Genomic DNA, 25,395 nt, shown 5'->3' on the forward strand with positions numbered 1-25,395 from the left:
TTTGTATAATAACTGGTTCATTACGGCGCTAGGAAAGTCACGAGCGCTTCCATCCTTTGCAAATCAGGCATTTACTGTGTCCTTTATATTTGCGCCAGTAGTGGTGACAACGCTTTTCGCCGTGGAATAAAAATTTATGCAGCCTTAATTTGAATGCCGGCCTTAGATGCGCTGTTGGATCGTACACGTTCACCTCGCTCGTGACTTACTGTGTCTATGGCTTGCGCCGTAATGAATGCGGCGATAACTCGCTATTGCCCTGACCCTACGGCGCAAGGGGCGCGCCGTATGAACCAGGCAATGAACCCGTCTCCCGCTACGCGGGAAGCGAGTTATCGCCGCATTGGAATTTACCAACCAGCAGTTCGAGCCCGTCAAGCGGCTCAACATTCTAAAGGAGAAAAACGACATGATAAAATCAGTGCTTGTTCTCGTGTCCATATTTTTATTGACCTCATGTGTTTCTATAACTGATATTGTACCAGCCGGGCCAGATACTTACAGGCTTTCCGGTACGGATCGCGGACTTGGTGCCAGCGGCGAAAATCTTAAAACTGAATTGTTTAAGTACGCCTCAGATTATTGTTCCCTGTCAAGTAAGACCTTTGCTCCAATAGATTCATCCTCAGAGAACTATAGGCCGTTTGTTGGCCTTGCCCATGCTGTACTTACATTTCAATGCTTGTCCAAGGCTACGGGAACGCAATAAACAGGCGCACTTCTTTAGGCACTAAAAGTCAAAAGCAAAGGATAAAATATGTCTGATCCTAATTGGCCTGCGAATCCAGATCTTAATTGGATTAAGAAAACTGATGATGAATTAATATCGATAATCAACAGTGACAATATGACCGTCCCTAACGATATGAAAAATGCCGCACGTTCTGAACTACACAAAAGAAAAAAGCGAATAGACAACCGTATGCTTCTCATGACATTAATTATCCTTCTTTTGACTGCATATCTTGCATATCGTGAGTATTTTAGAAAAACACCTTCTGATATATCTGCCCCCATATCTACTCACGAGAATACAATCAAGATAGCCAATCCAAGCGAAAAAAAACAAGCACCACAAGATAATTCCGATATAGCGCATAGTTCTACCTCAACAAAATAGAAATGTTCCAACAAACGGATCGAGCCCACAAGACGGGGCTCATCCTTGCGTTCCTACGGCGCTTCGCGCCGCAGGAATGGGGCGATAACTCGCTAATTGCCTTGAATCACGGCGCAACCGAAAGACGCGCCGTAGGAACCAGGCAATCAACATCGACGCCCGCTGCGCGGGCAGCGAGTTATCGCCCCATTGGAATTGTCCAACCACACGCTCCAGATCGACAAGGCGACTGAGCCTAAATAAATCAAAGGAGACTTCTCGATGAAAAATCTTTTGTGCATATCGGTTATTTGCTTGTCATTGCTTTCAGGGTGTGTGCTGCACAGAAAATTATTTTATTCAAAAGCCGAAATGAACGAATACAACGCGAAGGTAATGCTAAGTGATCAAGAAAAAGAACGTGAAGAATTTCCTTCACTTAAAATGAATGATATCGAAATCGGCATGACGAAACAACAGGTAATTCAGATTATGGGTCAGCCAAGTAGCACAAGCGCAATCAACAATAAAATGTATTTGAATTACAATTTGCACGAATGGAAAGGCAAAGAAAAAACCGCTTATTTTGTGAGATTTATTGACGGTAAAGTAGAATCATACGGTAAAACTGGTGATTTTGATTCCACGAAAGTTCCCGAAAGCAAAACGACAGTTGATGTTAACATAAAAAACAAAGACTCGAAGTAGTTTGGTTGTATAGACTGCGTTTTTCTTGATCCGCCGCTATGATTTTTTTGTAGGAGAACACATGCCACCTCGTCATCTTGTAGTAATATCTACAAATCAATTATTAATACAAAGAGAACGTGATAAAATCCACGGCATATCAACCTTAGATATCGATAAGGAGGCATTCCTATGGATATTGAGATAATATCTCCGATACAAAAGCTTCTGCCCGGTGCATTATCCAAGTGGTTACTGGGATTGTCCATAGCGCTATCAATATTCCTGTTAACGTGGCCCTCTTACAATCTACCAGCCAAATACTTAACAGACATAGAGATAGTAAAACTATTGTTGAGATTATTATCGGCAGGAATGCCATTATTAATTGGAACCATATCATTAATTGCCATCCTGATTAATTACAACCTTAAATTAAACTCCAACCTATATCTTGCTAATGAAAAAATAGATCACTTGCAAAAAAGAAATTTTGATCTCAGTAAATCAACCGATACATTTCAATCATTTGCAACGACCTTTGCGTCACTTGCTGTTCAATCTATTTCACTTAACCAAAAGACAACAGACTCGTGCCAAGAAGCTATCAACACTATGAAGAAAAAACTAACTGATTTATCAGCATAAATCAGCATCCGAAAAATCTTTCCAACCAGCAGCTCGAGTCCGACAAGCGGCTCAACGGTTCCAAAATCTAAAAAGCCTGCATACGGAGGAAGTACGATTAACACACAATAGAGAGTTCACAGAGCGTCAGCGCGCCTTGAGCGCCAGAATGCCAGAACTCCAATCCGGGAAGTTTTATGCTTCCCGAGAAATGGAGGTGACCTATGATTGATTGGATAATCATGGTAATCAAGGTCATTCTGATTCTGCTTGAGATATTCAAGATGATACACTGATAACCCGATCCGCCGTATGCAGGCTTTAAATTCCACTGAGCATTTGAAAGTCAAAAGAAAAGGAGTGTATATGTCTTCTTCTACTACCCCAGAAATTTCACTCATTCATAAACTTTCTCACATTATTGAGAGAACTACATTCGGAGCGTATGGGGTCAGACTTAAAGATTGAGTTATTGACACCTGTCGGGATATTTGCTATCCTCTGTCATGGCCAGAAAACCCCGAATTGAATACGAAGGCGCCTTTTATCATGTAATCACCAGAGGAAACCAAAAGCAGAAGATATTTAAAGATCCCCTCGATTATCGTAAATTTCTTGAGATCCTTATCGGCTACAAACAACGCTATCATTTTCATCTCTATGCCTACATACTCATGTCCAACCATGTGCACCTTCTGATTGAAACCAGGGACATTCCTCTCTCCAAAATCCTTCAAGGTATCAACCAGCGGTATACCATGTACTATAACCGAAGGTACAAGACCGTGGGGCACCTCTTTCAGGGCAGGTACAAAGCCATCCTTTGCGACCGCGACCGATATCTGCTGGCCCTTGTAAAATACATACATTACAATCCCCTGCGAGCGAAGATCGCTGAAAGTCTTGATCAATATTTGTGGAGCAGCCATCGAGCATATTTCACAAAAACAGAGCGGTCGGAGTTACTTGACATTGACCTTGTTCTCAGAATGTTTTCCGAGAACAAAGGCAGAGCACGAAAACAATACGCATTGTTCATGAACGACGGAGCAACGGTCAAACAAGAAGACATCTATGCCACCATAGATCAAAGACTCTTGGGAGACGAACGGTTTGTCGAAAAGGTCGTCGAAAAACACGAGGGAGAAATCAAGAAAGAGCGCCGAAAGAAGGAATACACCTTGCCCCGGTTAGCACGAGAGATTGAGCGGCAATACGGCGTATCGCTTGAAGATCTGCGATCATGGAGAAGAACCATAAATATCTTGACTGCTCGACGACTCTTCAGTATCCTGGCAAAGGAATATGGTTATACGGGGCGAGAGATCGCGGCGTATTTACGGAAAGACCCTGCGGCCGTGACTGTGTATCTCCGGAGTAGCAAGGATGTTCGGAAAGAAGCAGAAGCAGTGGCCGCAGCTTTAAAGAAAGAATAAACAACTCAATCTTTAAGTCTGACCCCATACGGTTCCTGACGCGGAGGAAATTAACATGAAAAAAGAAATCGAACCCAATGCGGGCAGCATTCCACCGCTCCCCGAGAGCGACCCCTCCGCGGACAAGAAAACTCGTGTGGTGCGCTTCGAGGTATCGCCCAAGACGATGCTCCACCTCATCCTCGTCTTGGCCTGCCTGTGGCTGCTGATAAAGCTTTGGCCGGTCTTCCTGGTGCTCGTCGTCGCCCTTCTCATCGTCGGGACGATAAGTCCGGCCGTCAGCTGGCTGGAGGCGCGGCGTGTCAAGCGCGGCCTTGCGATCGCCATCGCCTACACACTTCTCTTTGTCTTCGCTACCCTCGTCCTGATGCTGACGATCCCGACGCTGGTGTCGCAGGCCTCGGCGCTGGTCGAGCAGGAACCCGTGTTTCGCGCACGCCTTTTGAATTTTCTCGACCGTTCCAACCTGACCGCGCCGCTCGCCACCTGGCTGCGGGACGTCAAGCCCGACGCTCTCTCGAGTGCCATCAGCGCAACGGCCTTCGCCTTCGCGATGCGCATCTTGGAGATCGCCGCGTACGGCGCGAGCGCCATCTTTCTCGCGCTCTACATCATGATCGAACGCGACCGGCTTCGCGGCGGACTTTTCGCGGTCGTCCCCCGCTCGCACCATATCCGCCTCGCCCGCGTCCTGATGAATCTGGAGACGATCGTCGGCGCTTACATCCGCGGGCAGTTGCTCACATGCCTGCTCATTGCGGTCTTTTCGTTCGTCCTCCTGGTGGCGTGCGGCGTGCCGCACGCGCTGGCGCTTGCCGTGTTTGCGGGCATCGCGGATGTCCTGCCGTACATCGGCGCCTTACTCTCGATAGCACCGATGGTTCTTGTGGCGCTGGCGCGCAGCCCGGTCATCGCGGTAGTCGTCCTGATGATCATGCTCGCGTACGAGGAGTTCGAGAGCCGCGTGCTCGTTCCCCGCATTTACGGAAAGACGATGCGCCTTCCATCGTCCGTCGTGCTCTTCGCGCTCCTTGCGGGCGGGACGCTGATGGGGATCTCCGGCGCGCTCCTCGCGCTCCCTGTCGCAGCGACGATCATGATGCTCGTCGAGGAGCTTCGCGTCGAGCTGCCGGGTCAGCAGGAACAGGTCGCCGATGTGATACAGCGCGCCGTGGACGAGCGCTCGGAGGATGAGTACGAGCGCCGGACCGAGGGCGTGCCTGCGGAGCAGGCAGCTGCGATCGCCGTTGAGATGTCGGACGACCGGCGGAAGGTTGATAGCAGTCCGCCCAAGGATGCGGACGTGTCGGACTCGAAAGGCTCGTAGACTAGGGTCCGGGACTGCCTTGCCGTCCGCCTGAACGTGTGCCGCGAACGTTGAGAGATGGATTTGTCCCGCTCTTTGGTGACCGAAGGCCACGCCATGCGTCCTGAGCGCCCTGCTGAGCCTGTCGAAGCATTGTCAAAGGGTGAACGGTTTTGAGCAACAGCCCGTAGAGAAGCGACCCCTATTGCGCAATAACGTATCCGGCGGCAAGTCGGGTGGAACGAAGCGAGACCCGTAATAGTAAACAAATCGCTCCATGCTGACCACGCTAAAGCGTGGCCTGTGAGCACAGCGTTCGCCCGCCATCCCTCATTTCAGAACTGGAAATATTTCGTCCTGCCCTTCCCCACCGGCCTCGCGTTTTTCAACATCTTATCCACAAACTGTTTCGCCTTTTCCACAGCCTTTTCCACAGGCAGTCCCCGGGCTATGAACACGGTTATTGCCGAGGAAAGTACGCATCCGGTGCCGTGAAACTCTCCTTTTCGGCGCATTGTGGAGAAGGTCAGCACGGTCTTGCCGCCGTATAAGGTGTCGCTCGCGGGACCATCGGCATGCCCTCCCTTGATCAGCACGTACGCCGGCCCCATGTCGAGGATCCTTCCTGCGGCGAAATCCATGTCCGCTTCATTTCTGATCAGCATCTTGGCGAGAACTTCCGCCTCCGGGATATTGGGTGTCACGATCATTGCCCGGGGGAGGAGGGACTTCCTGAATGAAGCGAGCGCGGCGGGCTGGAGCAGCGCCTTGCCTGAACTCGATCTCAGCACGGGATCGATCACGAGGTTCTTGATGCGATACGTTCCGAGGACAGCGGCCACGGCTTCCACATTCTGCCGGGTCAGGATCATTCCAATCTTGACCGCATCAGGCCTGATATCCGACAATAGCGCGTCGATCTGTTCCGACAATACTTTTGGCTTGATGGCGTGCGTCCCTGATACGCCCTTGCTGTTCTGGATGGTAAGGGCTGTCGGAACGGCCATGCCGAAAACACCGAGGGTTTGAAAGGTCTTCAGGTCGGTCTGGATACCCGCGCCTGAGGAAGGGTCGGAACCCGCTATGGAGAGGACTTTGATCATGACTACCCTCAGTGTTGCACTTACGTATTGAACTCGCGGGGTCATTAAATTGTCTCTGTGTTTATTTCTGTTATATAAAAAGCTTTATTCTTTGTCACCTTTCTTGCGTGCCCAAGAAAGGTGACCCAAAGAAGGGCACCCGGCGAAAATTCTTTACGCCATGCTCGGTCGTCCTCAGTACATTTCGGAAACTCGCCCTCCGGGCTCAGACAGTCCGAAATGCTTCACCCTCGGACTCGGTCGCCTGGCTAAATTTTCGCATGGGAACCGGCACGTCTTCTTGGTTTCCTCAGCGTCCTCTGTGGTGAATATTATTCCATTTTAAGCTTGATCAACTTCAGCGGATCAACCTTCGCGCCCTGCATGCGCACGCCCCAGTGCAGGTGGGCGCCGGTGGAGCGGCCGGTAGAGCCGACAAAAGCTATCACGTCACCCTTCATGACTGCCTGCCCATGCCGGATATTGATCTTCGAGAGATGAAAGAACATGGTATAAATCCCCTGCCCATGATCGAGAACAACGCTGTTCCCGGAATAGAACAGGTCATCCACAAGCACCGCCACCCCGTCATTGGGCGCAAGCACCGGCTCTCCCTCGTCTGCCGTGAGGTCAACTCCCGAGTGAGAACTCTTCGGAATTTTATTGATGATCCTTCTGACGCCGAACGGGGTGCCGACTTTTTTCCCGGGCAGGGGATCGATGAAGTTCCCGCTCCAGATCCGGACGGAATCGACAGGCCAGATGGCGGATGTCTTCTTCTGGTCCCGCTCCGTCCGCGCCTCGTTCTCGGGAGAAAGGACAACCATGTCCTCGGGCAAGGTGAGCCGCTGGACCGGGTACTTCTTCTTCACGATCCTGATGTTCTTGAGAAGCTTCCTGCCGTTGCTCATGACCTCAAGCGGATACGTCCCCGGTTCGCTGTTCAGGTCAATGCCGAGAAACGCTTTGAACGTTTTGTTTACCAGGTTGAAATGGAGCTGTTTGCCGTTGAACGTGCCTTCCACCGGACCAACAGCATTCTTGACAGCCACGGTGATGATATCGCCGGGACCGATCTTGTTCGGCTGAATGACGACCGTAGGCGAAGCGACTGTCGCTGCGTGAACGAGAAGGGGCGATAAAACCAGTGCGATTATAAGTAATATGTTCTTCACTATCTTCATACCTCGGCTTTCAATGTATTCCACAATTACCCCTCACCCCGGCCCTCTCCCTCAAGGGGCGAGGGTGAAATTCATCGTTGCGTTACTCTGTCTGACTCCTGACCCCTGACCCCTGTCTTCAGGCTCTTGTCCTCTTTCTTCAAGTACTTGCTCACGCCCTTCATGGAGCAGAACTCGCCGCACATACTGCAAACGTCGGATTCCTTCGGCAGGCTTGACTCACGCAGTTTGCGCGCCCGTTCAGGATTGATCGAAAGTTCTATCTGCCCCTTCCAGTCGAGGGCCTTGCGCCGACGCGCCATCTCGTTGTCCCAGTCCATCGCGCCCTTTACGCCCTTTGCGATATCCGCGGCATGGGCCGCGATACGCGACGCGATCACGCCTTCGCGCACGTCCTCCAGGTCCGGCAGGCGCAGATGTTCGGAAGGAGTGACATAGCAGAGAAAATCCGCGCCGGCCGCGCCGGCGATCGCGCCGCCGATGGCCGAGGTGATGTGGTCGTATCCCGGCGCCACATCGGTCACGAGCGGGCCGAGCACGTAGAACGGGGCGCCCTTGCAGAGTTCTTTTTGAATTTTGATATTGGTCTCAACCTGGTTGATCGGAACATGGCCCGGTCCCTCGATCATCACCTGCACGCCCGCCTCATGCGCCTGGTCGCGCAATTCGCCGAGGGTGATCAACTCCTCGATCTGCGCCCGGTCTGTTGCATCGGCGAGACAGCCCGGCCGCATGCCGTCGCCGAGCGAAAGGGTCATGTCGTACTTCTTGCAGATCTCGATCAGGCGGTCGTACTGCGTATAGAGCGGATTTTCCAATCCATTCACGACGATCCATTCGAGATGGAACGCGCCGCCGCGGCTCACCACGTCCATGATCCTGCCCTGGCGCTTGAGCCGCTCCACGCTCGCGATGGTCACGCCGCAGTGCACGGTCACGAAGTCCACGCCCTCTTCAGCCTGCTCTTCGATCACGCGGAACAACACCTCGGGGTCCATCTGGACGATCGACTTGCCCTGGGCCACGGTCTCGACAGCGGCCTGGTAGATCGGCACGGTGCCGATGGAAACCGTTGACTGCTTCAGGATCTCCCTGCGGATCTCGATGATCGGGCCGCCGGTCGAGAGGTCCATGACCGCGTCCGCCCCGGCTGAAACCGCGACCTTGAGCTTCGCGATCTCATCATCGATCGACATCCGGTCCCTGGACGTGCCGATGTTCGCATTGACCTTGGTCCTGAGACCCTTCCCGATCCCGAGCGGGGTGATCGACGTATGCCGGTTGTTCCTGGTGATGACGATCGTCCCGTTGAGTATACCGGTCAGGATATGTTCAACACTCACACCCTCGGCCCTGGCCACGGCCTCCATCTCGGGAGTGATGTTTCCTTTTCGCGCTTCGAGTATCTGGGTCATAATTACACCTCGTAAACATTCTGTTCGTCTGATCAGCGTGGGGCACAATATTCACAAATGATTTTGTCAATGTAAGCTATTGCTGCGATGAGTTTGCTTGAAGCTTTCTTGATATCTTCTTCAGCCATAATTGCTGAAATCATTGAAACACCTGTTGCCCCTGCATTGAAAACTTGCGCCATATTCCCACTCTTTACCCCGCCAAGGGCATAAAATGGGATATTTAACTCATATTTAAGCTCTTTTAAAATGCTTAACCCCACCGGAACCCCAAGTTTAGCCTTTGAAGGGGTATCGAATATGGGTCCAATGGTTATAAAATCCGCTCCGCCTGCCTCAGCAGCCTTTGCCTCCGCCAGATTATGGGTGGATACACCGATAAGCATGTCCTTACCAACTATCTTTCGAACTGCTTCAACAGGCATACTTTCATGACCGAGATGGACTCCGTCCGCATTGACTGCGACTGCCACATCAACGCGGTCGTTAATGAACAGCCTCGCGCCAAACTCTTTTGTTATGGTCCTCAGCTCCTGTGACAGGGCAAGCAATTCCCTTATCGGGAGGTCTTTTTCCCTGAGCTGGATTGCCCGTACGCCGCCTTCAAGCGCAAGCCTGACTGCGGCAGGCAGAGGCATCTTCACCTGCTTCCGGTCTGTTATCAGATAAAGTTTGAAATTAACAGCCAAGATGAATTCCTTTCACCACAGAGGACGCAGAGAAGAACGAAAGCGACCAGAGACTCACCATCTTTTGTTTCTAACACCTGAAATGATTCTGCAGCTTAATCCGTGTTCATCCGTGGTTAATTATATTTACTTCGCCTTTTCTCTGAGACCTCTGTGGTAAAGCATCTAGCTTCCGATCATCCCTTCCAGCGGACTGCTGGCAGTGGCATAAAGCTTCTTCGGAATTCTCCCTGCTTTGAACGCGAGACGGCCGGCAAGCACGCCGTACTTCATGGCCTCGGCCATCGCGATCGGGTCCTTTGCCCCGGCGATCGCCGTGTTCAGCAGCACTGCGTCGCACCCCAGCTCCATGGCAAGCGCGACATCGGAGGCCGTACCCACACCCGCGTCAACGATCATCGGCACCTTCACGGTTTCCATGATGATCCGGAGGTTGTACGGGTTCCTGATGCCGAGACCGGAACCAATGGGCGCGGCAAGCGGCATGACCGCGGGACAGCCGATGTCCACGAGCTTCCTGGCCATGATCGGGTCGTCGCTCATATACGGCAGCACGATCAACCCCTCTTTCACCAGCACCTTCGCCGCCTCGAGCGTCGCCTCGTTGTCCGGGAACAGGGTCTTCTCGTCGCCGATCACCTCGAGCTTCACGAGCTTCGTGATCCCCGCCTCTGCCGCGAGCATGGCCGTGCGGATCGCGTCCTTTGCCGTGTAACATCCGGCGGTGTTCGGAAGGATCTTGTACTTCTTCGGATCGATATAATCGAGCAGGTTCTCCTTGCTCTTGTCGATGATGTTCACCCGGCGGACCGACACGGTCACCACATCAGCGCCCGAGACCTCGATGGCCTTTTTTGTTTCAGCGAAGTCCTTGTATTTCCCCGTGCCCACCCAGAGCCGGGAGTTGAACTCAATACCCGCAATAATAAGTTTGTCGTCAGTCATAATAAATCCCATCCTTATTTTTCAATTTCCAATATTCAATTTGCAATTTCCAATCGCGCTTGCGCGCACCCTCCCTGCATGAAACTCACGACCTCCAGCCGGTCGCCCTCATTGATGCTCGTCGACGCGTATGCGTCCTTCTTCACGATTTCCTCGTTCCGTTCAACCGCCACCCGCTGTTTATGGATTATGAGAAATTCCAGTAGGCCGGAGACGGTGATTTCGTCAGGCACTGACCGCTTTTCTCCGTTCAACGTGATATCCATCGGCTACCCCTCTGAATGCAAAAAACCACGCCGGATGGCGTGGCCTGAAAAGGTTTTTTCATGATACGTTGCTCGCCTTCCCTACGCCGGTACTACCCGGATCAGGTTCTAAGGGTCGCCCCGGATACTCAGGACTCTCAGCCCCGCCTTGCGGGGCTCCCCCAGCTTTCTGTGGTGATACAATACAGCACGTCAAAATCATTGTCAATAGCATTTACGGATTGCTGCCGCGCCGTTACCCGTTCAGCAGTTTCACAACAGCCGTGCCATCGTCATAACAGTCGATGATATTGAGCGCGCCGAAGGACTGGTCTATCCGAAAAAGATTCAGCGGCTCCATGCCGAGCGTATCGGCAAGAATGACCCTGTTCACCCCGCCGTGGAGAAGCATGGCGATCTCCTGCTCCCGATGGGAAGCGACCAGCCGTTTGAACACCGGCAGTATCCGCGCGCTCACGTCAACAAGACACTCTCCGCCAGGAGGGCGATAATTGAGCAGGTCTTTCCGCCAGGCCGCATATTGTTCCGGGAATCCGGCCTTGATTTCCTCGGCCGTTAGCCCTTCCCATGCGCCAACGCTCCGTTCCCTGAGTTCCGGAAGGGGAGTGTATGATATCCCGAGGCGATCAGAAATGATCGCGGCGCCTCTGGTCGATCGGATGAGATCGCTCGAAAAGACGGCGGTGATATTTTTGCCTTCGAGCAGCCCCGCAAGCCGGTGCATCTGGTCGAAGCCCTTCTTCGTGATGTCGATATCAATATGACCGTTGTAGCGTTTCTCGCCGTCGTTCGCCACTTCGCCGTGGCGCATGAGGTAAACCCTGACAGGCATTGCCCTAATTCCCGCTCGATAAGATCACAAAGAGAAAGAGCACAAGCACCTCGTTCAGTTCGCTCATTGCGCCGATCGCGTCCCCCGTCACCCCGCCGAGCTTTCGAACAAGGTAGCGCTTGCCGAGATAGGTAAGCAGCAGAACGCCGCAGATCAGGACTAGAAAAAGGACGACGGAACGTACGTCCAGCCGCACGACCACGAAGGCAGACAACCCGATGGCAACTGCGGATGTTGCGACCATGCCGCTTGATCTGAGATGTCCCACAAAGGCCTTGCCCATGCCGTGCTCTCGGCCGTACTCCGCATTGGACACCATGAGCGTCTGCGCCCAGCGGGCCAGCACCGGCGCGACAAGCAGCGCGACGATCCGGTCGCTTTCAAAGAGATTGTTGAGACACAGATATTTCATGAACAGGACGAAGACGATGCCGAGCGCCCCGGCGGTCCCAAGCCTGCTGTCCTTCATGATGGCAAGCCGTGAGGAATGGTCGCGTCCGCCCATCAGTCCGTCGAGCGTATCGGCCAGGCCGTCGATATGGAGCGCCCGGGTGATCAGGACGGAGAGGATGACGAGCAGGAACGTTGCAATGGTCTGGGGCAGGGCAATCAGGGCAAAGATCTTGTCCGCGTTGACCAGGAGAACCCCGATCAGGAAACCGACAACCGGGAAATAGACCATGGACTTCGCCAGGTCCCCTTCCTCAACCTCATGGTCCTTGCGCACGGTTATGATGGTGAGAAACTGCAGTGCGGTAATGAAATTTTTTAGCATCATTCGTCTCTCGCAACTCGTTGTTAGGTTTTTACCTTTTCACGCTCATTGCTTTTCTCCGCGACCCCCGCGTCCGCGAACGTCGCCATCTCGCCGAGGATCTTCACGCTTGCTTCAACAAGCGACATGCCGAGGGCGGCACCGGTGCCTTCGCCGAGCCGAAGGTTCAGGTCCAGCAGCGGGACCTGTTCAAGGTGCTCAAGCATCTTCCGGTGGCCGATCTCCACGGACTGGTGCGCGGCGATCAGATAGCCCTTGACCAGCGGGTTCAACTCAGCGGCAATGAGCGCGCCTGCGGTCGAGATGAAGCCGTCGACAACCACGGGGATCCGGTACAAAGCAGCGCCAAGCACGAGGCCTGCGATGCCCGCTATCTCAAACCCGCCGACTTTGGCGAGCACATCGAGCGCGTCTTTCGGGTCGGGGTTATTCACCGAGATCGCCTTTTTAATGATCTCGATTTTATGCTGGAACGAATGATCGTCAATCCCCGTGCCGCGGCCGGTCACGGTTCCCGGGTCCGCTCCGGTGATAACGGAGACGATCGCCGAGGACGGCGTCGTGTTCCCGATGCCCATGTCACCGGTCCCGAGCAGGTCGAGGCCGTCTTTATATTTTTCCACCAGTTCTATCCCGGTCAGGACGGCCCGCTCGGCCTCGTCGCGCGTCATGGCAGGGCCTTTGGTCATATTCCGGGTACCGCGGCCGATCTTTCTGATCTCAAGCCCATCCCCGGGATCGAAATCATGGTCAACACCCATGTCAACCACGATCACCCTCGCGCCCGCATGCTTTGCAAGCACGTTCACTGCGGCGCCGCCGTGAAGGAAGTTCAAAACCATCTGGGGCGTTACTTCTTTGGGAAATGCGCTGACGCCCTCTTCGGTCACCCCGTGATCACCGGCAAAGGTGAAGATGATCTTGTTCCGGATCACCGGCTTGTCCTTACCCGTGATGAGGCAGTATTTTTTCGCAAGTTCTTCGAGCCGCCCGAGGCTGCCCTGCGGCTTTGTCAGGTTGTCGAGCTGCGCCTGGACCGCGTTGGTGCGCGATGTATCGACGGGCTGGATTTGTTTCAGAACTTCTTGCAATCTCCGCATGCAAAATCTCCGATCTAATTGTTACTCCTGAACCCTGAACCGTGAACCCTGAACCTTTATTTTATCTTTAACGGTATTCCCGCCGCCGTAAAATACACTTCATCCGCTGTCAGTGCCACTCTCTGATTCAGGATCCCGGCAAGATCCCGAAATTTCCTGGCAAGCGGATTGTCCGGCACGATGCCGAGCCCCACCTCATTGGATACGACGATGCAGACCCCGTTGAAATTGTTGATCGCTGCAACCAGCTCGTCGGAACGGAGAGAGACGACATCGTCACCATCCGTATGGGCAATGACGTTGCTCAGCCAGAGGGTGAGACAGTCGATAAGCACCACCTCATAGCGGCCGGAAAGCTTCTTCAGCAATTCCGCCGCCGCAAGCGGCTCTTCATAGGTGTCCCAGGCAAGGCCCCGGTCTTTCCTGTGCTTCTCGATCCTCGCCGCCATCTCGGCGTCGAGCGCCTGCGCGGTGGCGAGGTACGCCCGCTTACCCGACAGCCCGCTCGCCAGCTTCTCGGCAAACGCCGACTTTCCGGACCGCGCTCCGCCGGTAATAAAGTATGTTTTATGAGACATGACGATGCATTATTCGCAGACAAAAAACCCCGCCTGTTTCTTCAGGAGGGGTGAATATTCTATTCTTCAGCTTAACAGAGCACAGACGTCACAGACTGCAGACTGAAGAATCCTCATTGTTTTTCTCCTGACGTCTGTCCCTCTGTTGTCCGTACTCTGATCTCTATCGTGTATTGAATGGAGCGGGCGACGGGATTCGAACCCGCGACTCCAAGCTTGGGAAGCTTGTACTCTACCAGCTGAGCTACGCCCGCTTTTTCGAAAATCATTATAGCGGCCGGCTTCCGTGTTGTCAACCCCGAAAACAGCACAGAAACATGATAGTCTCACGGGAAAGCCGGCGGATAAAAAGATGAACAACAACGTCATTGGCGTCTCGCCGCGTCACCCCTTCACCTCTTCGCCGTTTTTCCCCTTACAGGTTATCCTTGACGTCCTTTTCCAGTTCCTCGTCGCTCCCCATACCAAGATACCGCTTCGCAATCTTGCCTTCTTTATTCAACACCAGCATCATGGGGATCGAGCGCACCTGGTATTTTATGGCGACATCCTCCGTACCCTTCAGTACGGTATAGGTGATCCCGCTTTCCTTGATAAATGACCGTACTTCATCCCAGCCGCCCTCGTCCATTGACACCGCGAGCAGCACCAGCCCCTTGTCTTTATACGTTTTATGCAGCTTCTCAAGACCCGGCGCGGACGCGCGGCAGGGCGGGCACCAGGCGGCCCAGAACTCGAGCAGCACAACCTTCCCCTTGTAATCCGACAGCTTGACGGTTTTCCCGCTCATATCCTGGAGCGAAAAATTGGGGGCCATGGTGTCCGACGGCACACCCTGGTCAGTACAGCCGGACAGCAGCGCGATCGCGACGATGGATAGAACGACGAATCTCTTCACCATCAACATCTCCTTCTCAAACAACCGGTCAAACAAAAACTGCCCGCCAAAGGCGGGCAGTCGATCCAATAACGACAACATCCGTTCGAACGCTCATTCCGGTTTCCAGCCACGCGGAAAATATCCTTATTTCGCGAGCAGCGTGTCCACCTTGGTCTTGAGCTGTGCCTTGGGGACGGCGCCTACCACCTGGTCCACGGTCTGGCCGCCCTTAAAGAACATGAGCGTCGGGATGCCCATGATGCGGTACTTGCCGGCTATGTCGGGATTCTCATCCGTGTTCAGTTTCACGACCTTGAGCTTGCCCGTGTATTCCTTCGCGATCTCGTCAACAATCGGCGCAACCATTCTGCAGGGCCCGCACCAGACCGCCCAGAAGTCCACCAGCACAAGACCCGGTGCTTTCAATACTTCCTGATCCCATGTCGCACTCGTCACTGCTTCAGCCATTGTAAGCCTCCTCTTGATTACGCCTTTGAGACCGGTGTGGATTGCACCTGCTTGATCGCTCCTTCGGGGCAGACGCGCGGACAAGCTCCGCAGTCGATACATTCAAAAGTAATAACCGCACGCCCGTTTTGCATCTTGATCGCCTCGGTAGGACACACATCCAGGCAGGTCCCGCATCCGGTACATTTATTTTCCGTAATTTGATACTGCATATAACAACTGTTTTCAATAATAACCCTTGCACTGGTCATTGTCAATAATTTTTCTAACTACTCAGGACCTCAAAACCATATTCTCACACGAAGGCACAAAGCGCACGAAGAAATACAAAAAAACTATTCTGGTTTAAATCCAAGGTCTAAAGCCTTTCTTTGTGCCTTCGTGGCTTTGTGTGAGACAGACCTGAGTAGTTACTAATTTTTACTTGTCCTGCACTGCAAATATGTTACCGATTCACCCATCGTAATGCCGCTTCGGAGAATGTGAAATCATTGTCTATTTGCGGGACTTGTGGCATAATCAACTCGAGATGAGATGCATCATTATGCCATACGGAAACGCGGGTTGGGCGGAAAAGAACAGGCTCATGGAACAACTTATTGCGTCCAGGCCGGGTCCGCCGTTCATCTATAACGACGTTCTGGTCCTCGTGCCCTCTTCCCGCATGAAGCGCATGTATGGCAGACTGTTCCTCGATCTTGTTCATCATCAAGGCTCGTCCGCGCTCGTCCCGCCGGAGATCCAGACGCTCCATCACTTCTTTGAGAAGCTCTACTCCTCCGGGAGCGGCCCGCGGCTCATGGACGAAAACAGCAGGCTGGTCCTGCTCGAAGGCCTGGTCAAGGAACGCCTCATCAACAGTTCACTTTTCAACCAAAGCCCGGACCTGCTCGCGCCCTCTCTCTCAGCCGCGCTCGCCGGGATGATCGAACAATTATCCGCCGCGGGCGTGGGTCCTGAAGAACTCGCTCTCAAGATCAAGGATGCCGACTTTTCCGACAAACCCCAGGTCAAGCTGCTCGTTGAGGTGTACGCACGGTATGCGTCCCTCCTGGTGAAACGCGGCCTGATCGACCCGGCAGGCATGCGCGCCTGGCTGCGCGATCACTTCGACCCCGCATGGCTTGGGGGCTGGTCCCGCATCGTCATCGACGGGATCCAGGACGCGGGCAAGCTTGAGCTGGACATTCTGCGGAAGATGGTTGATTGCGGCAATTGCACATACCTGCTCGATGCGCCATCCCCGGACCTGCTTGAACGCGCCGGAGAATTCCACCCCCTCAGGATAACAAAAGACTTCGTCTCAGACGTCGGGATCACGCCGGAGGAAGAGAGCGCCGGCATGAGCAACGATGATCTGTTCCTTGCATCAGCACTGTTTTCGGACCGGCCTTATGCCGGGATACTACAGAGCGCGCCGGCCCCGCCACAGTTCTCAAAAACGATCAACCTGCTCTCAGCGGTCAATACCCGCGAAGAAGTGTCGATGATAGCGGGAATGGTAAAGAGATCGTTGCGGAACGGCGCCCGGCCGGACTCCATTCTCGTGGCCTTTCCTTCGCTCGACGAATATGGTCCGCTTGTCGAAGAGATCTTCAACGACTACGGCATCCCGTACAACCGCGCCCTCGGAAGGCAGGTCAGCGCATCGCCGGTATCAACCGCAATGATCTCGCTTCTCCGCTCATGCCAGGAAGACTTCTCCGGCCCCTCGCTGCTGCGAATCTTCAGTTCTCCCTTTACGAAATTCAACGATAATCCGGCGATCACCCCGGCACTCGACCGGCTCATGCGGGACAAGAGAATAGCCGGAGGTAAAGACAGGCTGTTTTCCGCCCTCACGCATCTTCCCCCGGAAGACGAAGACAGGGGCATCCTCTCAGGACCGCTGAAGGAACTTTTCTCCGCCCTCGAACCCTTTGCCGGGAAAACAGCGAGCCCTCTTTCCGTCTGGATGGAGCGTTTTGACGGCCTCATATCCTGGTCAGGACTCGCGGCGCGGGTGGAGAAGATCCACGGCCCCTTGAACATCAATCTTCAGGCATTCAAGAAATTGAACGATACTCTCGGATCCCTCAAGCGAGCCGGCATACTCTTTCCGGAATATACCTACACATTCAACGAATGGCTGTTCCTGCTCAAGAAGACCTTCATGCACGCCCGATTCCAGGTGCCCCCGGAAGATGAAGGCGGCGTCCAGATACTGGGCATCGAAGAAAGCATGGGCCTTCCGTGGAAAGAGGTCTATCTTGGCGGACTCGTTGACACCGCGTTCCCCCGGCGTCTGCCGCAGAACATCTTCCTGCCCGAGCAGACGCTCGAGACCATGGGCGTTCGCACGATCGAGAAGTCCCGCCTGACCGCGGCATATCATTTCTATCGTCTCCTGCTCTCTGCCGATCTCGTTACCCTTACCGGTCCCGAGAACGAAGGCGACCGGCCCATGGCGCCGTCGCCGTTCCTGGAAGAGCTGACCCCGCTCAAGAACGCCGGCCTGCTGAATCGCGGCATCGAGAAAACATCCGGCATCCAGTTCAGCCTGAAGATCGAGGAAAGTCATGGCCTCCCCGAACTGGCAAAGGCACTCAGCCTGTCAGGGAACGTGAAAGGCATCCAGGACGTCCTGAATTCAGGGATCGAAGGCCTGTCCGGGATACGGTCAGCGCTTGAGTTCGACCCACCGGGACCGACCCTGCCGGCCATACCGCAGCAGAAGCGCGTGTTCCGGGTCACGGAACTGGACGCCTATATCAATTGTCCTTATGATTACTACATCACCATGGTCCTCGGCATCGAACCGCTCGAAGAGGTGACCGGGGATATTTCTCCAATGGACCGCGGCAGCAAGGTCCATTCGATCCTGCGTAACTTCTACCTTTCATGGAATACGGCGGTTACGCGCGAGACCCGCGATGATGCGCTGGCGCTCCTGCGAAAGCTCGCGGACTCCGCATTTGACAAGGAAGCTGATACCTTCCGCAACAGGCGTGAAAAAGAGCTGTTCATAAGCGTGATGGCTGAACGGTTCCTCGATTCGGAGGAAGCATTCTGGAAACAGGGAATGAAACCTGCCTGTCTGGAGCAGAAGATCGAACGATATCGCGTTGTCCTTTCGAATGGCGAAGCGATCGAGCTGTCGGCAAAGATCGATCGCATCGACGTGGACGAGAACGGCGACTTCATCGTCGTGGATTACAAGACCGGCGCCTATCCTTCGCCGAAGATGAATCCGGAGCAGGACATCTTCCAGCTCCCGGTCTACGCGGTCATGGCACAACAGGCCCTGCAGGACAAAGGTCCCCGCCTCAAGAGATCCATCGGCCTGGCATATTATGACCTCGCCGGAAAGAACAAGGGCCTTGCCAGGGACGTGGTGCTCTTTAACAAGAATATTCGGGACGATCACCTTATGACAAAGCCCAAGGCAAGCCCCAAAAACGCAGAGGAATATGAATCGATATTAAAACAGAGCATGGACAAAGCGCGCAAAGCGGTCGAAGGCATCCTCGCAGGCGATTTCGCGGCCAAACCGCGGGACGAGAACAAATGCCGGTATTGTCCGAATGAGATACTGTGCGGAAAAAAGGAACCATAAGGAATACATGGAGTTAACTTTAATAAATTATTTATTGTAAGGGGTGGTTGCCCTCATAAAGCACGCTACCCCATGGATGAAACACGTTACCCTGAAGGATAAAACCTGATATAATGAAGTATCCTCGGGACCGAACGGCCTGCTTCCGGTCCCTTTTTGCGCCAGGAGGTTCACATGTACCTCGAACGCCCGGATTCACGACAGATGATCGAATCGATCCGAACAATGGAGAAAAAGGTCGGCGACGTCTTATTCATCATGCTGGGAGAGAACGCGAAGGTGGATGTCCAGGAGGTCATTTCCGCTCTTAATCGGGATAACAGTGTTTTCTTCGGCGGTGTCTTTCCCGCGATCATCTCCGGGGACCAAAGGAACGAAGAGGGAGCAATCATCACCACCCTCCCCTCCCTTACAAGACCACTGCTCATTACGGGATTAAGCTCGGGCCAGGTGAAATTTCCGGATTTCATGGAAATATCCGGCGCGCTTGACAAACAATACACCGCCCTGGTATTCGTGGACGGTTTGGCCGCCAACATCTCGCTTTTCCTTCAAGGCCTGTTCCGTTCCTTCGGCAATTCCGTCCACTACGTGGGTGGCGGCGCCGGCTCTCTCACCTTGAAGCAGCAGCCGTGTCTTTTCACGAACGATGGTTTTGTCCAGGATGCGGCGATCGTCGCCTTCATCAAGCTGCGAAGCTCCCTTGCCGTCCGTCACGGATGGGAAAAGATCATGGGCCCGATCGTGGCCACAAAAACGGACAAGAACGTCGTCATCGAATTAAATTGGGAAAACGCCCTGGAGGTATACCGGCGGACCGTGGAAGAGGCGTCCGGAAAAAAAATAACATCGGATAACTTTTTTGATATTGCAAAGGGCTATCCGTTCGGAATGCTGACGGAAGGCGAGGAAGATATCGTCCGCGATCCCATCAGGGTAAACGTGCGGGGAGAGCTCGTCTGTGTTGGAGAAATTCCCGAGAACGCGGTCCTGAATATTCTGAAGGGTAAAGATGCCTCGCTGCTTCAGGCAGCGGAAAATGCGGCAACAGAGTGCCTGCGGAATCTCGGAAGCGTGACCGTTCGCGAGAATCTGGTTTTTGATTGTATTTCGCGGTCGCTTTTCCTGAAAAATTTTTCGAAAGAGTTGAAGCTGATCCAGAAGCGGATCACGTCGAAATTACCGGGGAACAGCCCCGTGGGCGCCCTGACGCTCGGGGAGATATCCTCCTATGGCCAGAAATACCTTGAGTTCTTCAACAAAACCGTCGTCATAGGAACGCTGTACGAATAAGAATGATCGAACACCTCAATACCATAATCAAAGATATCTCCATCCTGTACGAACTCTCCCTCTCCATCGGCAGTTCGCTGGACCTGAAGATGAACTGCGATGTGTTTCTGAAAACGCTTATGGCGCGGAAAGGCCTGACCTTCGTCTCGGTCTGGATATACAACGAGTACGTCAAGGGGTTCGAGAAAAGCGACCGGGCCACCATGGTCTATGCCAACCCTGAATCGTATGTACGGAACCGGGAGCTGCCGCTCACGCATCCGCTTTTTTCCGCGGTCCGGGACAAACAGTCCGTTTCGTTAGCATACGGGCAGGACGGTTTTGTTGACATCATAACCGAAAACGGGATCAAGAAAGGAGCGTTCGCGAGCTTTGCCCTCACGGAGATCGGCGTCCTGACGATCTACGACATGACGCGGACCGCGCCCTTCCAGCAGAAGGAACTCAACCAGCTTGCAGGCATTATGTCCAAATTCGCCAGGTCCCTGGAGGGCTGTCTTTTCCACGAACAGGTCGTCAGGGAAATAGCGGAGCGGAAAAGGATGGAGGATGAACTGCTGAAATCCAGGAAACTGGAATCTCTCGGAGTCCTTGCCGGAGGGATCGCCCATGATTTTAACAACCTGCTGACTGTTGTCCTGGGCAACATCGAGCTCGTTACCATGAATGATGAACCCGGGGTAGCCGCCTCTGCGAGACTGGAAGAAGCAAAGAAGGCGACGCTGAGAGCGCGGGACCTGACCCAACAATTGCTCACCTTTTCCAAGGGAGGAGCGCCGATCAGAAAAACAATATCCATCGGAGAGCTCATCAGGGAGTCATCGGCATTTGTTCTCAGCGGATCAAAAGTGAAGGGCCAATTTATCATTCCCGGCGATCTCTGGCGAACAGACGTGGACGAGGGACAGATAGGCCAGGTAGTTCATAATATCATTATGAATGCGGACCAGGCCATGCCGCAGGGCGGGACCATTACCGTTCAATGCGAGAATAGTACCATCGAAGCCGACGCCCCATTGCCGTTGGCCTCCGGTAACTATATAAAGATATCCATCCGGGACCAGGGAGTCGGGATCCCGGATCAACATCTCTCCAGGATATTCGACCCGTATTTTACGACCAAGCAGAACGGAACAGGGCTCGGCCTCGCCACCGCCTATTCTATCGTAAAGAAACACGACGGTTACCTTGCCGCGGAGTCGGACCCAAAAGCAGGATCGACATTTTCCATCTACCTTCCCGCCTCGCTCAAAAAGGTCCCGGCAAGGGAAGCGGACGAAGAACCGCTGCCAGCCGGACACGGAACAATATTGATGATGGATGACGATGAAATCGTCAGGAACGTTGCGGGATCGATCCTCGACACGATCGGTTACCGTGCCGTGTTTGCCCTGAACGGCGCGGAAGCGATCTCCTTATATGAAGAAGCCAGGAAATCCGGACAGCCGTTTGACGCTGTCATTATGGATTTGACCATCCCGGGGGGAATGGGAGGAAAAGAAGCTGTCCAAAAACTGCTCGAACTCGATCCAACAGCCAAGGTGATCGTATCGAGCGGTTATTCCAGCGACCCCATCATGGCGGAATTCGACAAATACGGCTTTAAAGGCGTCGTGGCAAAACCGTACACGATCCGGAAATTAGCCAAAACATTGCATGACGTAATAACGTACGAGTAAATGGCCCCCTCCGATAAACATCAAATCCAAAAGAACGCCGCCGACACCGGCAAGTCCGTGCACCTCTCTGCATCGGCAGGATCGGGCAAGACCCGCGCGCTGAAGGACCGTTACCTTGCGCTGCTCGACGTGCTCGACAAGCGCGGGCTCGCCATCGACCAGGCCGTGGCCATCACCTTCACGGAAAAGGCCGCCGCGGAGATCAAAGAGCGGGTAATAGGCGGCCTGCCCGAGGCCGTGCTCAAGAAGATCATCCGCGGCAGACAGGACCTGCGCATCTCCACCATTCACTCCTTCTGCATGAATGTATTAAAGCGCTATCCGCTCGAAGCGGGACTCCCGCCGGACTTCGGCGTGCTCGACTCCCGCGACCAGGCGGCCAAGATCCGGAAGGCCGTCGAAGACACCCTCGAAGGATCCGACCAGGACCGGGAGATCATGGCCCCGCTCAAGGGATTCACGGTTGACGAACTGATCTCCACGATCGAGTACCTGCTTTCAATCAGGAGCAGGCTCAAGCGCATGGAGATCGACGCACAGGGACCCGACGGCCTGCTCAAGGCAATACGCACAGGAATGGAGATTGATGCTGCGGAGGCGGAGCTCACGACTCTCATCACCGGCGATGAATGGCGGACATCGTTCCAGGAGATGGAGCGGATTCTCAAGGCAGAGTTTGACAATTACGTTGACTGCATGGGTCCCGGACACCTTCTTCTTGCCGCTGCAAAGGACGCTGATACGGCCTCCAGGATATCATCAGAACTCTCCCCGATCTACTTCACCCTCGAAGGCGCACCGCGCAAGAACGCGAAGATCGCCGCAAAAGCATTTAAAGGCGGGAACAGAAAGGAATATGAGAAGCTCTTCTTCGCGATCCAGGCTTTGCTGTACCGGCTCAGGAACGCGTACCAACGCGCGCAAGCAGGCCGCGAGTCACTCAGCATGCTCCGGCTGTATTTGCGCTCCGCCGAACAATACCAGGCATCAAAGATCAGGGAAGGTCTTCTGGACTTCGATGACCTCGAGATCTACACCTATCGCCTGCTCCAGAATAGTGAATCGCCGGAGATCCTCTACTGGCTCGACCGCAAGATATTGCATTTCCTCGTTGACGAGTTCCAGGACACCAGCGATATCCAGTGGGCAATCCTCGACAAGCTGACCAGCGAGATCTTCGCGGGCCTGGGGGCTGATAAGCGCATGCCCCCCACGCTGTTCGTGGTCGGCGATGAGAAGCAGTCCATTTACCGTTTCCGCGAGGCGAACTACCGCCTGATCGAGAACGTCAAGCAGAAAATGGAGACGCTTCTGCCGCCAGGATCGAGGGCGATTCTCACGCTCGATAAGAACTTCCGTTCAACACCCGAGGTCATCGAGACCGTGAACAGGGTCTTTGCAGGGCTGTGGGGAGAACGTTATAAAGCCTCTGACGTTGACCGGAAAGACCACAAGGGGAGCGTGCAGCTGATCGAGATTCAGCAGACGCCCGCGGACGCACAGTTGACCGGCCCCACGGAAGCAGAAGTGCTTGCGAGGGAGATATCGTCGTTGATCGAACGCGGGGCAACTGTTTATGAAAGGTCTGCAGGTACAAAGCCCCCTCAATCCCTCTTTTCCAAAGGGGGAAAAGAAGAAATCCCCCCTTTAACAAAGGGGGGCGGGGGGGGATTTGAAACCGGGCCGGTATCTGATTGGAAAATGCGTCCCGCTGCTTTCGGCGACTGCGCCATCCTGATCCAGTCGCGCACAAGGCTCAAAGAATACGAAACAGCACTGCAGCAGGCAGGCATTCCCTTCCGCGTGATCGGCGGCATCGGCTTCTACGAGGAGGATGAGATCCAGGCCTTGATGAGCACCCTCTTTTTCCTCTGGAACAAGGATGATAAACTGGCGCTTGCCGCGGCCCTTACCTCGGCCCTCTTCGGGTTCACGGACAAGGACATCTTCGACCTCATGCAGCACCAGGGAGATATGGCCGATGCCCTCCGAACGCTGAAACCAGGAGCGTGGGAATTGTTGCACCGCTGGCAACAGCTCGCGGGCGTCGCGCCTCTTGCCTCCCTCATTCATATGATCGTCAATGAGAGCGGCGCCTATGTGCGGTTCGGCAGGAGGAACCCTCAGGCGGTCTTCAACATCGATAAACTGCTCGATACTGCCCGCGAGTTCGATCGCCGCGGCTACACCACGCTCCAGGACTTCGTTGAATGGGTCAGGAACATCCGCAGGACCGAGCAGCGCGAAGCCGCCGCTGACATGAACCTTCCCGGGTTCCAGGGGTCCGTCGGCATCCTGACCGTGCATAAGGCAAAGGGTCTGGAATTTCCCATCGTGTTCCTGCCGGGGATGAACCAGGCCGCGCGATCGCTCACCATTGGACCGGAGGCGCTCATCAGCGAAACAGGCGGTATGCCGCGCATCGCCATCAAGGATCCGGACAACCCGGTGTATGACGATATGTGGAAAGGCGACAGCGGCGAACAGGAAGAGCTCAGGCGGGAACACCAGCGGCTTCTCTATGTCGCGATGACACGGGCACGGGACCATCTGATCATGCTCGGCACCCTCGGAGCCGGCAAGACGCCGATCAAACAGAACACCTGGCTGGATTACCTGTATATCACCGCGCCGCAACCATTATTTGAAGCACCGATCACCGATCCGGCAGGCACACGTTGCTACTCATATCCCTCGTCTGCCGGGGAACCAAGCATGACGGAAAAACCTCCTTCGGCCCGATTTTTCAAGAGGAACGCTGATCAGGCCGTTACGACGCAGATCGAGGTACAACAAGTCCTCGACAACATCTCCCCTCTCCCGCGCTCGGAAGCGCTTGAGTGGAAGCGGGCAACAGACTTCATCGAGCGAAAAATGGAAGATGCAACCGGGGCACCGGCCCTTTCAGGTGAAACCAGGGATGTTTCCCCCCTCACCCGGGGGAGCGTTCTCCACCGTTGTCTTGAGGAACACTCAAAGGCCGGTGTATACGATATTGACAGGATCACGGCCGAATATCCTGAGATAATGACGCTCGGGCACGACGCTCAAAATAACTTTAAGCTGAATGTCGGGTCGATCCTGGGATCAATTCTTGAAAATCGGGACAGAGCATGGATTTTCGAGCGCCGCGATAAGTCGTATTCGGAGCTGCCTTTCCTGTACAAAAAAGGCCACTCCCTCGTGAGCGGCATCATCGATCGCGTCGTCATCAGGGACGGGAAAGGATCTGTTATAGATTATAAGTCCATTCTTATCGAGAATGACGGCGCGCTCAGATCGTGGAAGGATCATTACCGCCCGCAGATCAAGATATATTGTGAGGCAGTGAAAGAGATCTTCAAGCTTGAGCGCGTGGAAGGATATTTATTGTTCCTTGACAGCAACAGATTGGAATTGGTAGTGTAACAACAGGATATTCAGCCCTCTCGGAAATAATACAGCTTTGTTAAACCAATG

Annotated in this window: 23 protein-coding genes, 1 tRNA gene and 1 riboswitch; of the genes, 9 read left to right on the top strand and 15 right to left on the bottom strand. The window is 54.0% G+C overall.

The window, feature by feature from the left end; translation table 11 throughout:
- Positions 1–757: 757 nt before the first annotated feature.
- The 3 genes from M0R70_07515 (at position 758) to M0R70_07525 (ending at position 2,434) form a co-directional block, all read left to right on the top strand.
- Complete coding sequence (locus tag M0R70_07515) at positions 758–1,120, top strand: hypothetical protein (GenBank protein MCK9419210.1); 363 nt, start codon at positions 758–760, stop codon at positions 1,118–1,120.
- 261 nt (positions 1,121–1,381) lie between these two features.
- Positions 1,382–1,807 (top strand): outer membrane protein assembly factor BamE, encoded by a 426-nt coding sequence (bamE, locus tag M0R70_07520; GenBank protein MCK9419211.1) that lies wholly within the window; start codon positions 1,382–1,384, stop codon positions 1,805–1,807.
- A 171-nt stretch (positions 1,808–1,978) separates the two neighbouring features.
- Positions 1,979–2,434: a hypothetical protein gene (locus tag M0R70_07525; GenBank protein MCK9419212.1), complete on the top strand. Its 456-nt coding sequence runs from the start codon at positions 1,979–1,981 to the stop codon at positions 2,432–2,434.
- Positions 2,435–2,907: 473 nt separating this feature from the next.
- On the opposite strand, the gene M0R70_07530 is transcribed toward M0R70_07525, so the two are convergent.
- Positions 2,908–3,282 carry a hypothetical protein gene (locus M0R70_07530; protein MCK9419213.1) on the bottom strand — a complete coding sequence of 125 codons (375 nt, stop codon included), beginning with the start codon at positions 3,280–3,282 and terminating at the stop codon, positions 2,908–2,910.
- Positions 3,283–3,450: 168 nt separating this feature from the next.
- On the opposite strand from M0R70_07530, the gene M0R70_07535 reads away from it, so the two are divergent.
- Complete coding sequence (locus M0R70_07535; protein ID MCK9419214.1) at positions 3,451–3,849, top strand: hypothetical protein; 399 nt, start codon at positions 3,451–3,453, stop codon at positions 3,847–3,849.
- Between the two features lie 55 nt (positions 3,850–3,904).
- Positions 3,905–5,176, top strand: a complete 1,272-nt coding sequence (locus M0R70_07540) for an AI-2E family transporter (protein ID MCK9419215.1) — start codon at positions 3,905–3,907, stop codon at positions 5,174–5,176.
- A gap of 314 nt (positions 5,177–5,490) precedes the next feature.
- Here M0R70_07540 and thiD read toward each other — a convergent pair whose 3' ends face one another.
- From thiD to M0R70_07610, 14 genes are all read right to left on the bottom strand, one after another.
- Positions 5,491–6,258: a bifunctional hydroxymethylpyrimidine kinase/phosphomethylpyrimidine kinase gene (gene thiD / locus M0R70_07545; protein MCK9419216.1), complete on the bottom strand. Its 768-nt coding sequence runs from the start codon at positions 6,256–6,258 to the stop codon at positions 5,491–5,493.
- Between the two features lie 311 nt (positions 6,259–6,569).
- A complete protein-coding gene (locus tag M0R70_07550; protein MCK9419217.1) occupies positions 6,570–7,421 on the bottom strand; it encodes a M23 family metallopeptidase in 852 nt (283 codons plus the stop codon).
- A 71-nt stretch (positions 7,422–7,492) separates the two neighbouring features.
- Positions 7,493–8,836, bottom strand: coding sequence for a phosphomethylpyrimidine synthase ThiC (gene thiC, locus M0R70_07555; protein ID MCK9419218.1), 1,344 nt, complete (start codon positions 8,834–8,836; stop codon positions 7,493–7,495).
- Positions 8,837–8,868: 32 nt separating this feature from the next.
- Positions 8,869–9,525 carry a thiamine phosphate synthase gene (gene thiE / locus M0R70_07560; protein MCK9419219.1) on the bottom strand — a complete coding sequence of 219 codons (657 nt, stop codon included), beginning with the start codon at positions 9,523–9,525 and terminating at the stop codon, positions 8,869–8,871.
- A 165-nt stretch (positions 9,526–9,690) separates the two neighbouring features.
- Positions 9,691–10,470, bottom strand: a complete 780-nt coding sequence (locus M0R70_07565; protein MCK9419220.1) for a thiazole synthase — start codon at positions 10,468–10,470, stop codon at positions 9,691–9,693.
- A 35-nt stretch (positions 10,471–10,505) separates the two neighbouring features.
- Entirely contained in the window at positions 10,506–10,736 is a 231-nt protein-coding gene (gene thiS / locus M0R70_07570) for a sulfur carrier protein ThiS (protein ID MCK9419221.1), read from the bottom strand.
- Positions 10,737–10,796: 60 nt separating this feature from the next.
- Positions 10,797–10,909, bottom strand: a riboswitch (TPP riboswitch).
- A gap of 62 nt (positions 10,910–10,971) precedes the next feature.
- Positions 10,972–11,568: a histidine phosphatase family protein gene (locus M0R70_07575; protein MCK9419222.1), complete on the bottom strand. Its 597-nt coding sequence runs from the start codon at positions 11,566–11,568 to the stop codon at positions 10,972–10,974.
- Positions 11,569–11,572: 4 nt separating this feature from the next.
- On the bottom strand, positions 11,573–12,346 hold the full coding sequence (cobS, locus tag M0R70_07580; protein ID MCK9419223.1) for an adenosylcobinamide-GDP ribazoletransferase: 774 nt from the start codon (positions 12,344–12,346) through the stop codon (positions 11,573–11,575).
- Positions 12,347–12,366: 20 nt separating this feature from the next.
- The gene (gene cobT / locus M0R70_07585; protein MCK9419224.1) at positions 12,367–13,443 is read right to left on the bottom strand and encodes a nicotinate-nucleotide--dimethylbenzimidazole phosphoribosyltransferase; all 1,077 of its coding nucleotides are present in this window, start codon (positions 13,441–13,443) and stop codon (positions 12,367–12,369) included.
- A gap of 56 nt (positions 13,444–13,499) precedes the next feature.
- Positions 13,500–14,021 carry a bifunctional adenosylcobinamide kinase/adenosylcobinamide-phosphate guanylyltransferase gene (cobU, locus tag M0R70_07590; GenBank protein ID MCK9419225.1) on the bottom strand — a complete coding sequence of 174 codons (522 nt, stop codon included), beginning with the start codon at positions 14,019–14,021 and terminating at the stop codon, positions 13,500–13,502.
- Between the two features lie 178 nt (positions 14,022–14,199).
- A tRNA-Gly gene (locus tag M0R70_07595) sits at positions 14,200–14,275 on the bottom strand.
- A 161-nt stretch (positions 14,276–14,436) separates the two neighbouring features.
- A complete protein-coding gene (locus M0R70_07600; protein MCK9419226.1) occupies positions 14,437–14,922 on the bottom strand; it encodes a TlpA family protein disulfide reductase in 486 nt (161 codons plus the stop codon).
- A 123-nt stretch (positions 14,923–15,045) separates the two neighbouring features.
- Entirely contained in the window at positions 15,046–15,369 is a 324-nt protein-coding gene (trxA, locus tag M0R70_07605; GenBank protein MCK9419227.1) for a thioredoxin, read from the bottom strand.
- A gap of 17 nt (positions 15,370–15,386) precedes the next feature.
- Positions 15,387–15,581, bottom strand: a complete 195-nt coding sequence (locus tag M0R70_07610; GenBank protein MCK9419228.1) for a 4Fe-4S binding protein — start codon at positions 15,579–15,581, stop codon at positions 15,387–15,389.
- Between the two features lie 332 nt (positions 15,582–15,913).
- On the opposite strand from M0R70_07610, the gene M0R70_07615 reads away from it, so the two are divergent.
- From M0R70_07615 to M0R70_07630, 4 genes are all read left to right on the top strand, one after another.
- Positions 15,914–18,964, top strand: coding sequence for a PD-(D/E)XK nuclease family protein (locus M0R70_07615; protein ID MCK9419229.1), 3,051 nt, complete (start codon positions 15,914–15,916; stop codon positions 18,962–18,964).
- A gap of 174 nt (positions 18,965–19,138) precedes the next feature.
- Positions 19,139–20,257: an FIST C-terminal domain-containing protein gene (locus M0R70_07620; GenBank protein ID MCK9419230.1), complete on the top strand. Its 1,119-nt coding sequence runs from the start codon at positions 19,139–19,141 to the stop codon at positions 20,255–20,257.
- A gap of 2 nt (positions 20,258–20,259) precedes the next feature.
- Positions 20,260–21,936, top strand: coding sequence for an ATP-binding protein (locus tag M0R70_07625; GenBank protein ID MCK9419231.1), 1,677 nt, complete (start codon positions 20,260–20,262; stop codon positions 21,934–21,936).
- Positions 21,937–25,344, top strand: a complete 3,408-nt coding sequence (locus M0R70_07630) for a UvrD-helicase domain-containing protein (GenBank protein ID MCK9419232.1) — start codon at positions 21,937–21,939, stop codon at positions 25,342–25,344.
- Positions 25,345–25,395 lie beyond the last annotated feature (51 nt).

Source organism: Nitrospirota bacterium, from assembly GCA_023229435.1.
Classification (GTDB): Bacteria; Nitrospirota; UBA9217; order UBA9217; family UBA9217; genus JALNZF01.

Excerpts from the sequence above, each read along its gene's own strand:
- M0R70_07515 (MCK9419210.1), top strand. The coding sequence starts at position 758 with ATGTCTGATCCTAATTGGCCTGCGAATCCAGATCTTAATTGGATTAAG.
- bamE (MCK9419211.1), top strand. The coding sequence starts at position 1,382 with ATGAAAAATCTTTTGTGCATATCGGTTATTTGCTTGTCATTGCTTTCA.
- M0R70_07525 (MCK9419212.1), top strand. The coding sequence starts at position 1,979 with ATGGATATTGAGATAATATCTCCGATACAAAAGCTTCTGCCCGGTGCA.
- M0R70_07530 (MCK9419213.1), bottom strand. The coding sequence starts at position 3,282 with ATGTATGTATTTTACAAGGGCCAGCAGATATCGGTCGCGGTCGCAAAG.
- M0R70_07535 (MCK9419214.1), top strand. The coding sequence starts at position 3,451 with ATGAACGACGGAGCAACGGTCAAACAAGAAGACATCTATGCCACCATA.
- M0R70_07540 (MCK9419215.1), top strand. The coding sequence starts at position 3,905 with ATGAAAAAAGAAATCGAACCCAATGCGGGCAGCATTCCACCGCTCCCC.
- thiD (MCK9419216.1), bottom strand. The coding sequence starts at position 6,258 with ATGATCAAAGTCCTCTCCATAGCGGGTTCCGACCCTTCCTCAGGCGCG.
- M0R70_07550 (MCK9419217.1), bottom strand. The coding sequence starts at position 7,421 with ATGAAGATAGTGAAGAACATATTACTTATAATCGCACTGGTTTTATCG.
- thiC (MCK9419218.1), bottom strand. The coding sequence starts at position 8,836 with ATGACCCAGATACTCGAAGCGCGAAAAGGAAACATCACTCCCGAGATG.
- M0R70_07565 (MCK9419220.1), bottom strand. The coding sequence starts at position 10,470 with ATGACTGACGACAAACTTATTATTGCGGGTATTGAGTTCAACTCCCGG.
- thiS (MCK9419221.1), bottom strand. The coding sequence starts at position 10,736 with ATGGATATCACGTTGAACGGAGAAAAGCGGTCAGTGCCTGACGAAATC.
- M0R70_07575 (MCK9419222.1), bottom strand. The coding sequence starts at position 11,568 with ATGCCTGTCAGGGTTTACCTCATGCGCCACGGCGAAGTGGCGAACGAC.
- cobS (MCK9419223.1), bottom strand. The coding sequence starts at position 12,346 with ATGATGCTAAAAAATTTCATTACCGCACTGCAGTTTCTCACCATCATA.
- cobT (MCK9419224.1), bottom strand. The coding sequence starts at position 13,443 with ATGCGGAGATTGCAAGAAGTTCTGAAACAAATCCAGCCCGTCGATACA.
- cobU (MCK9419225.1), bottom strand. The coding sequence starts at position 14,021 with ATGTCTCATAAAACATACTTTATTACCGGCGGAGCGCGGTCCGGAAAG.
- M0R70_07600 (MCK9419226.1), bottom strand. The coding sequence starts at position 14,922 with ATGGTGAAGAGATTCGTCGTTCTATCCATCGTCGCGATCGCGCTGCTG.
- trxA (MCK9419227.1), bottom strand. The coding sequence starts at position 15,369 with ATGGCTGAAGCAGTGACGAGTGCGACATGGGATCAGGAAGTATTGAAA.
- M0R70_07610 (MCK9419228.1), bottom strand. The coding sequence starts at position 15,581 with ATGCAGTATCAAATTACGGAAAATAAATGTACCGGATGCGGGACCTGC.
- M0R70_07615 (MCK9419229.1), top strand. The coding sequence starts at position 15,914 with ATGCCATACGGAAACGCGGGTTGGGCGGAAAAGAACAGGCTCATGGAA.
- M0R70_07620 (MCK9419230.1), top strand. The coding sequence starts at position 19,139 with ATGTACCTCGAACGCCCGGATTCACGACAGATGATCGAATCGATCCGA.
- M0R70_07625 (MCK9419231.1), top strand. The coding sequence starts at position 20,260 with ATGATCGAACACCTCAATACCATAATCAAAGATATCTCCATCCTGTAC.
- M0R70_07630 (MCK9419232.1), top strand. The coding sequence starts at position 21,937 with ATGGCCCCCTCCGATAAACATCAAATCCAAAAGAACGCCGCCGACACC.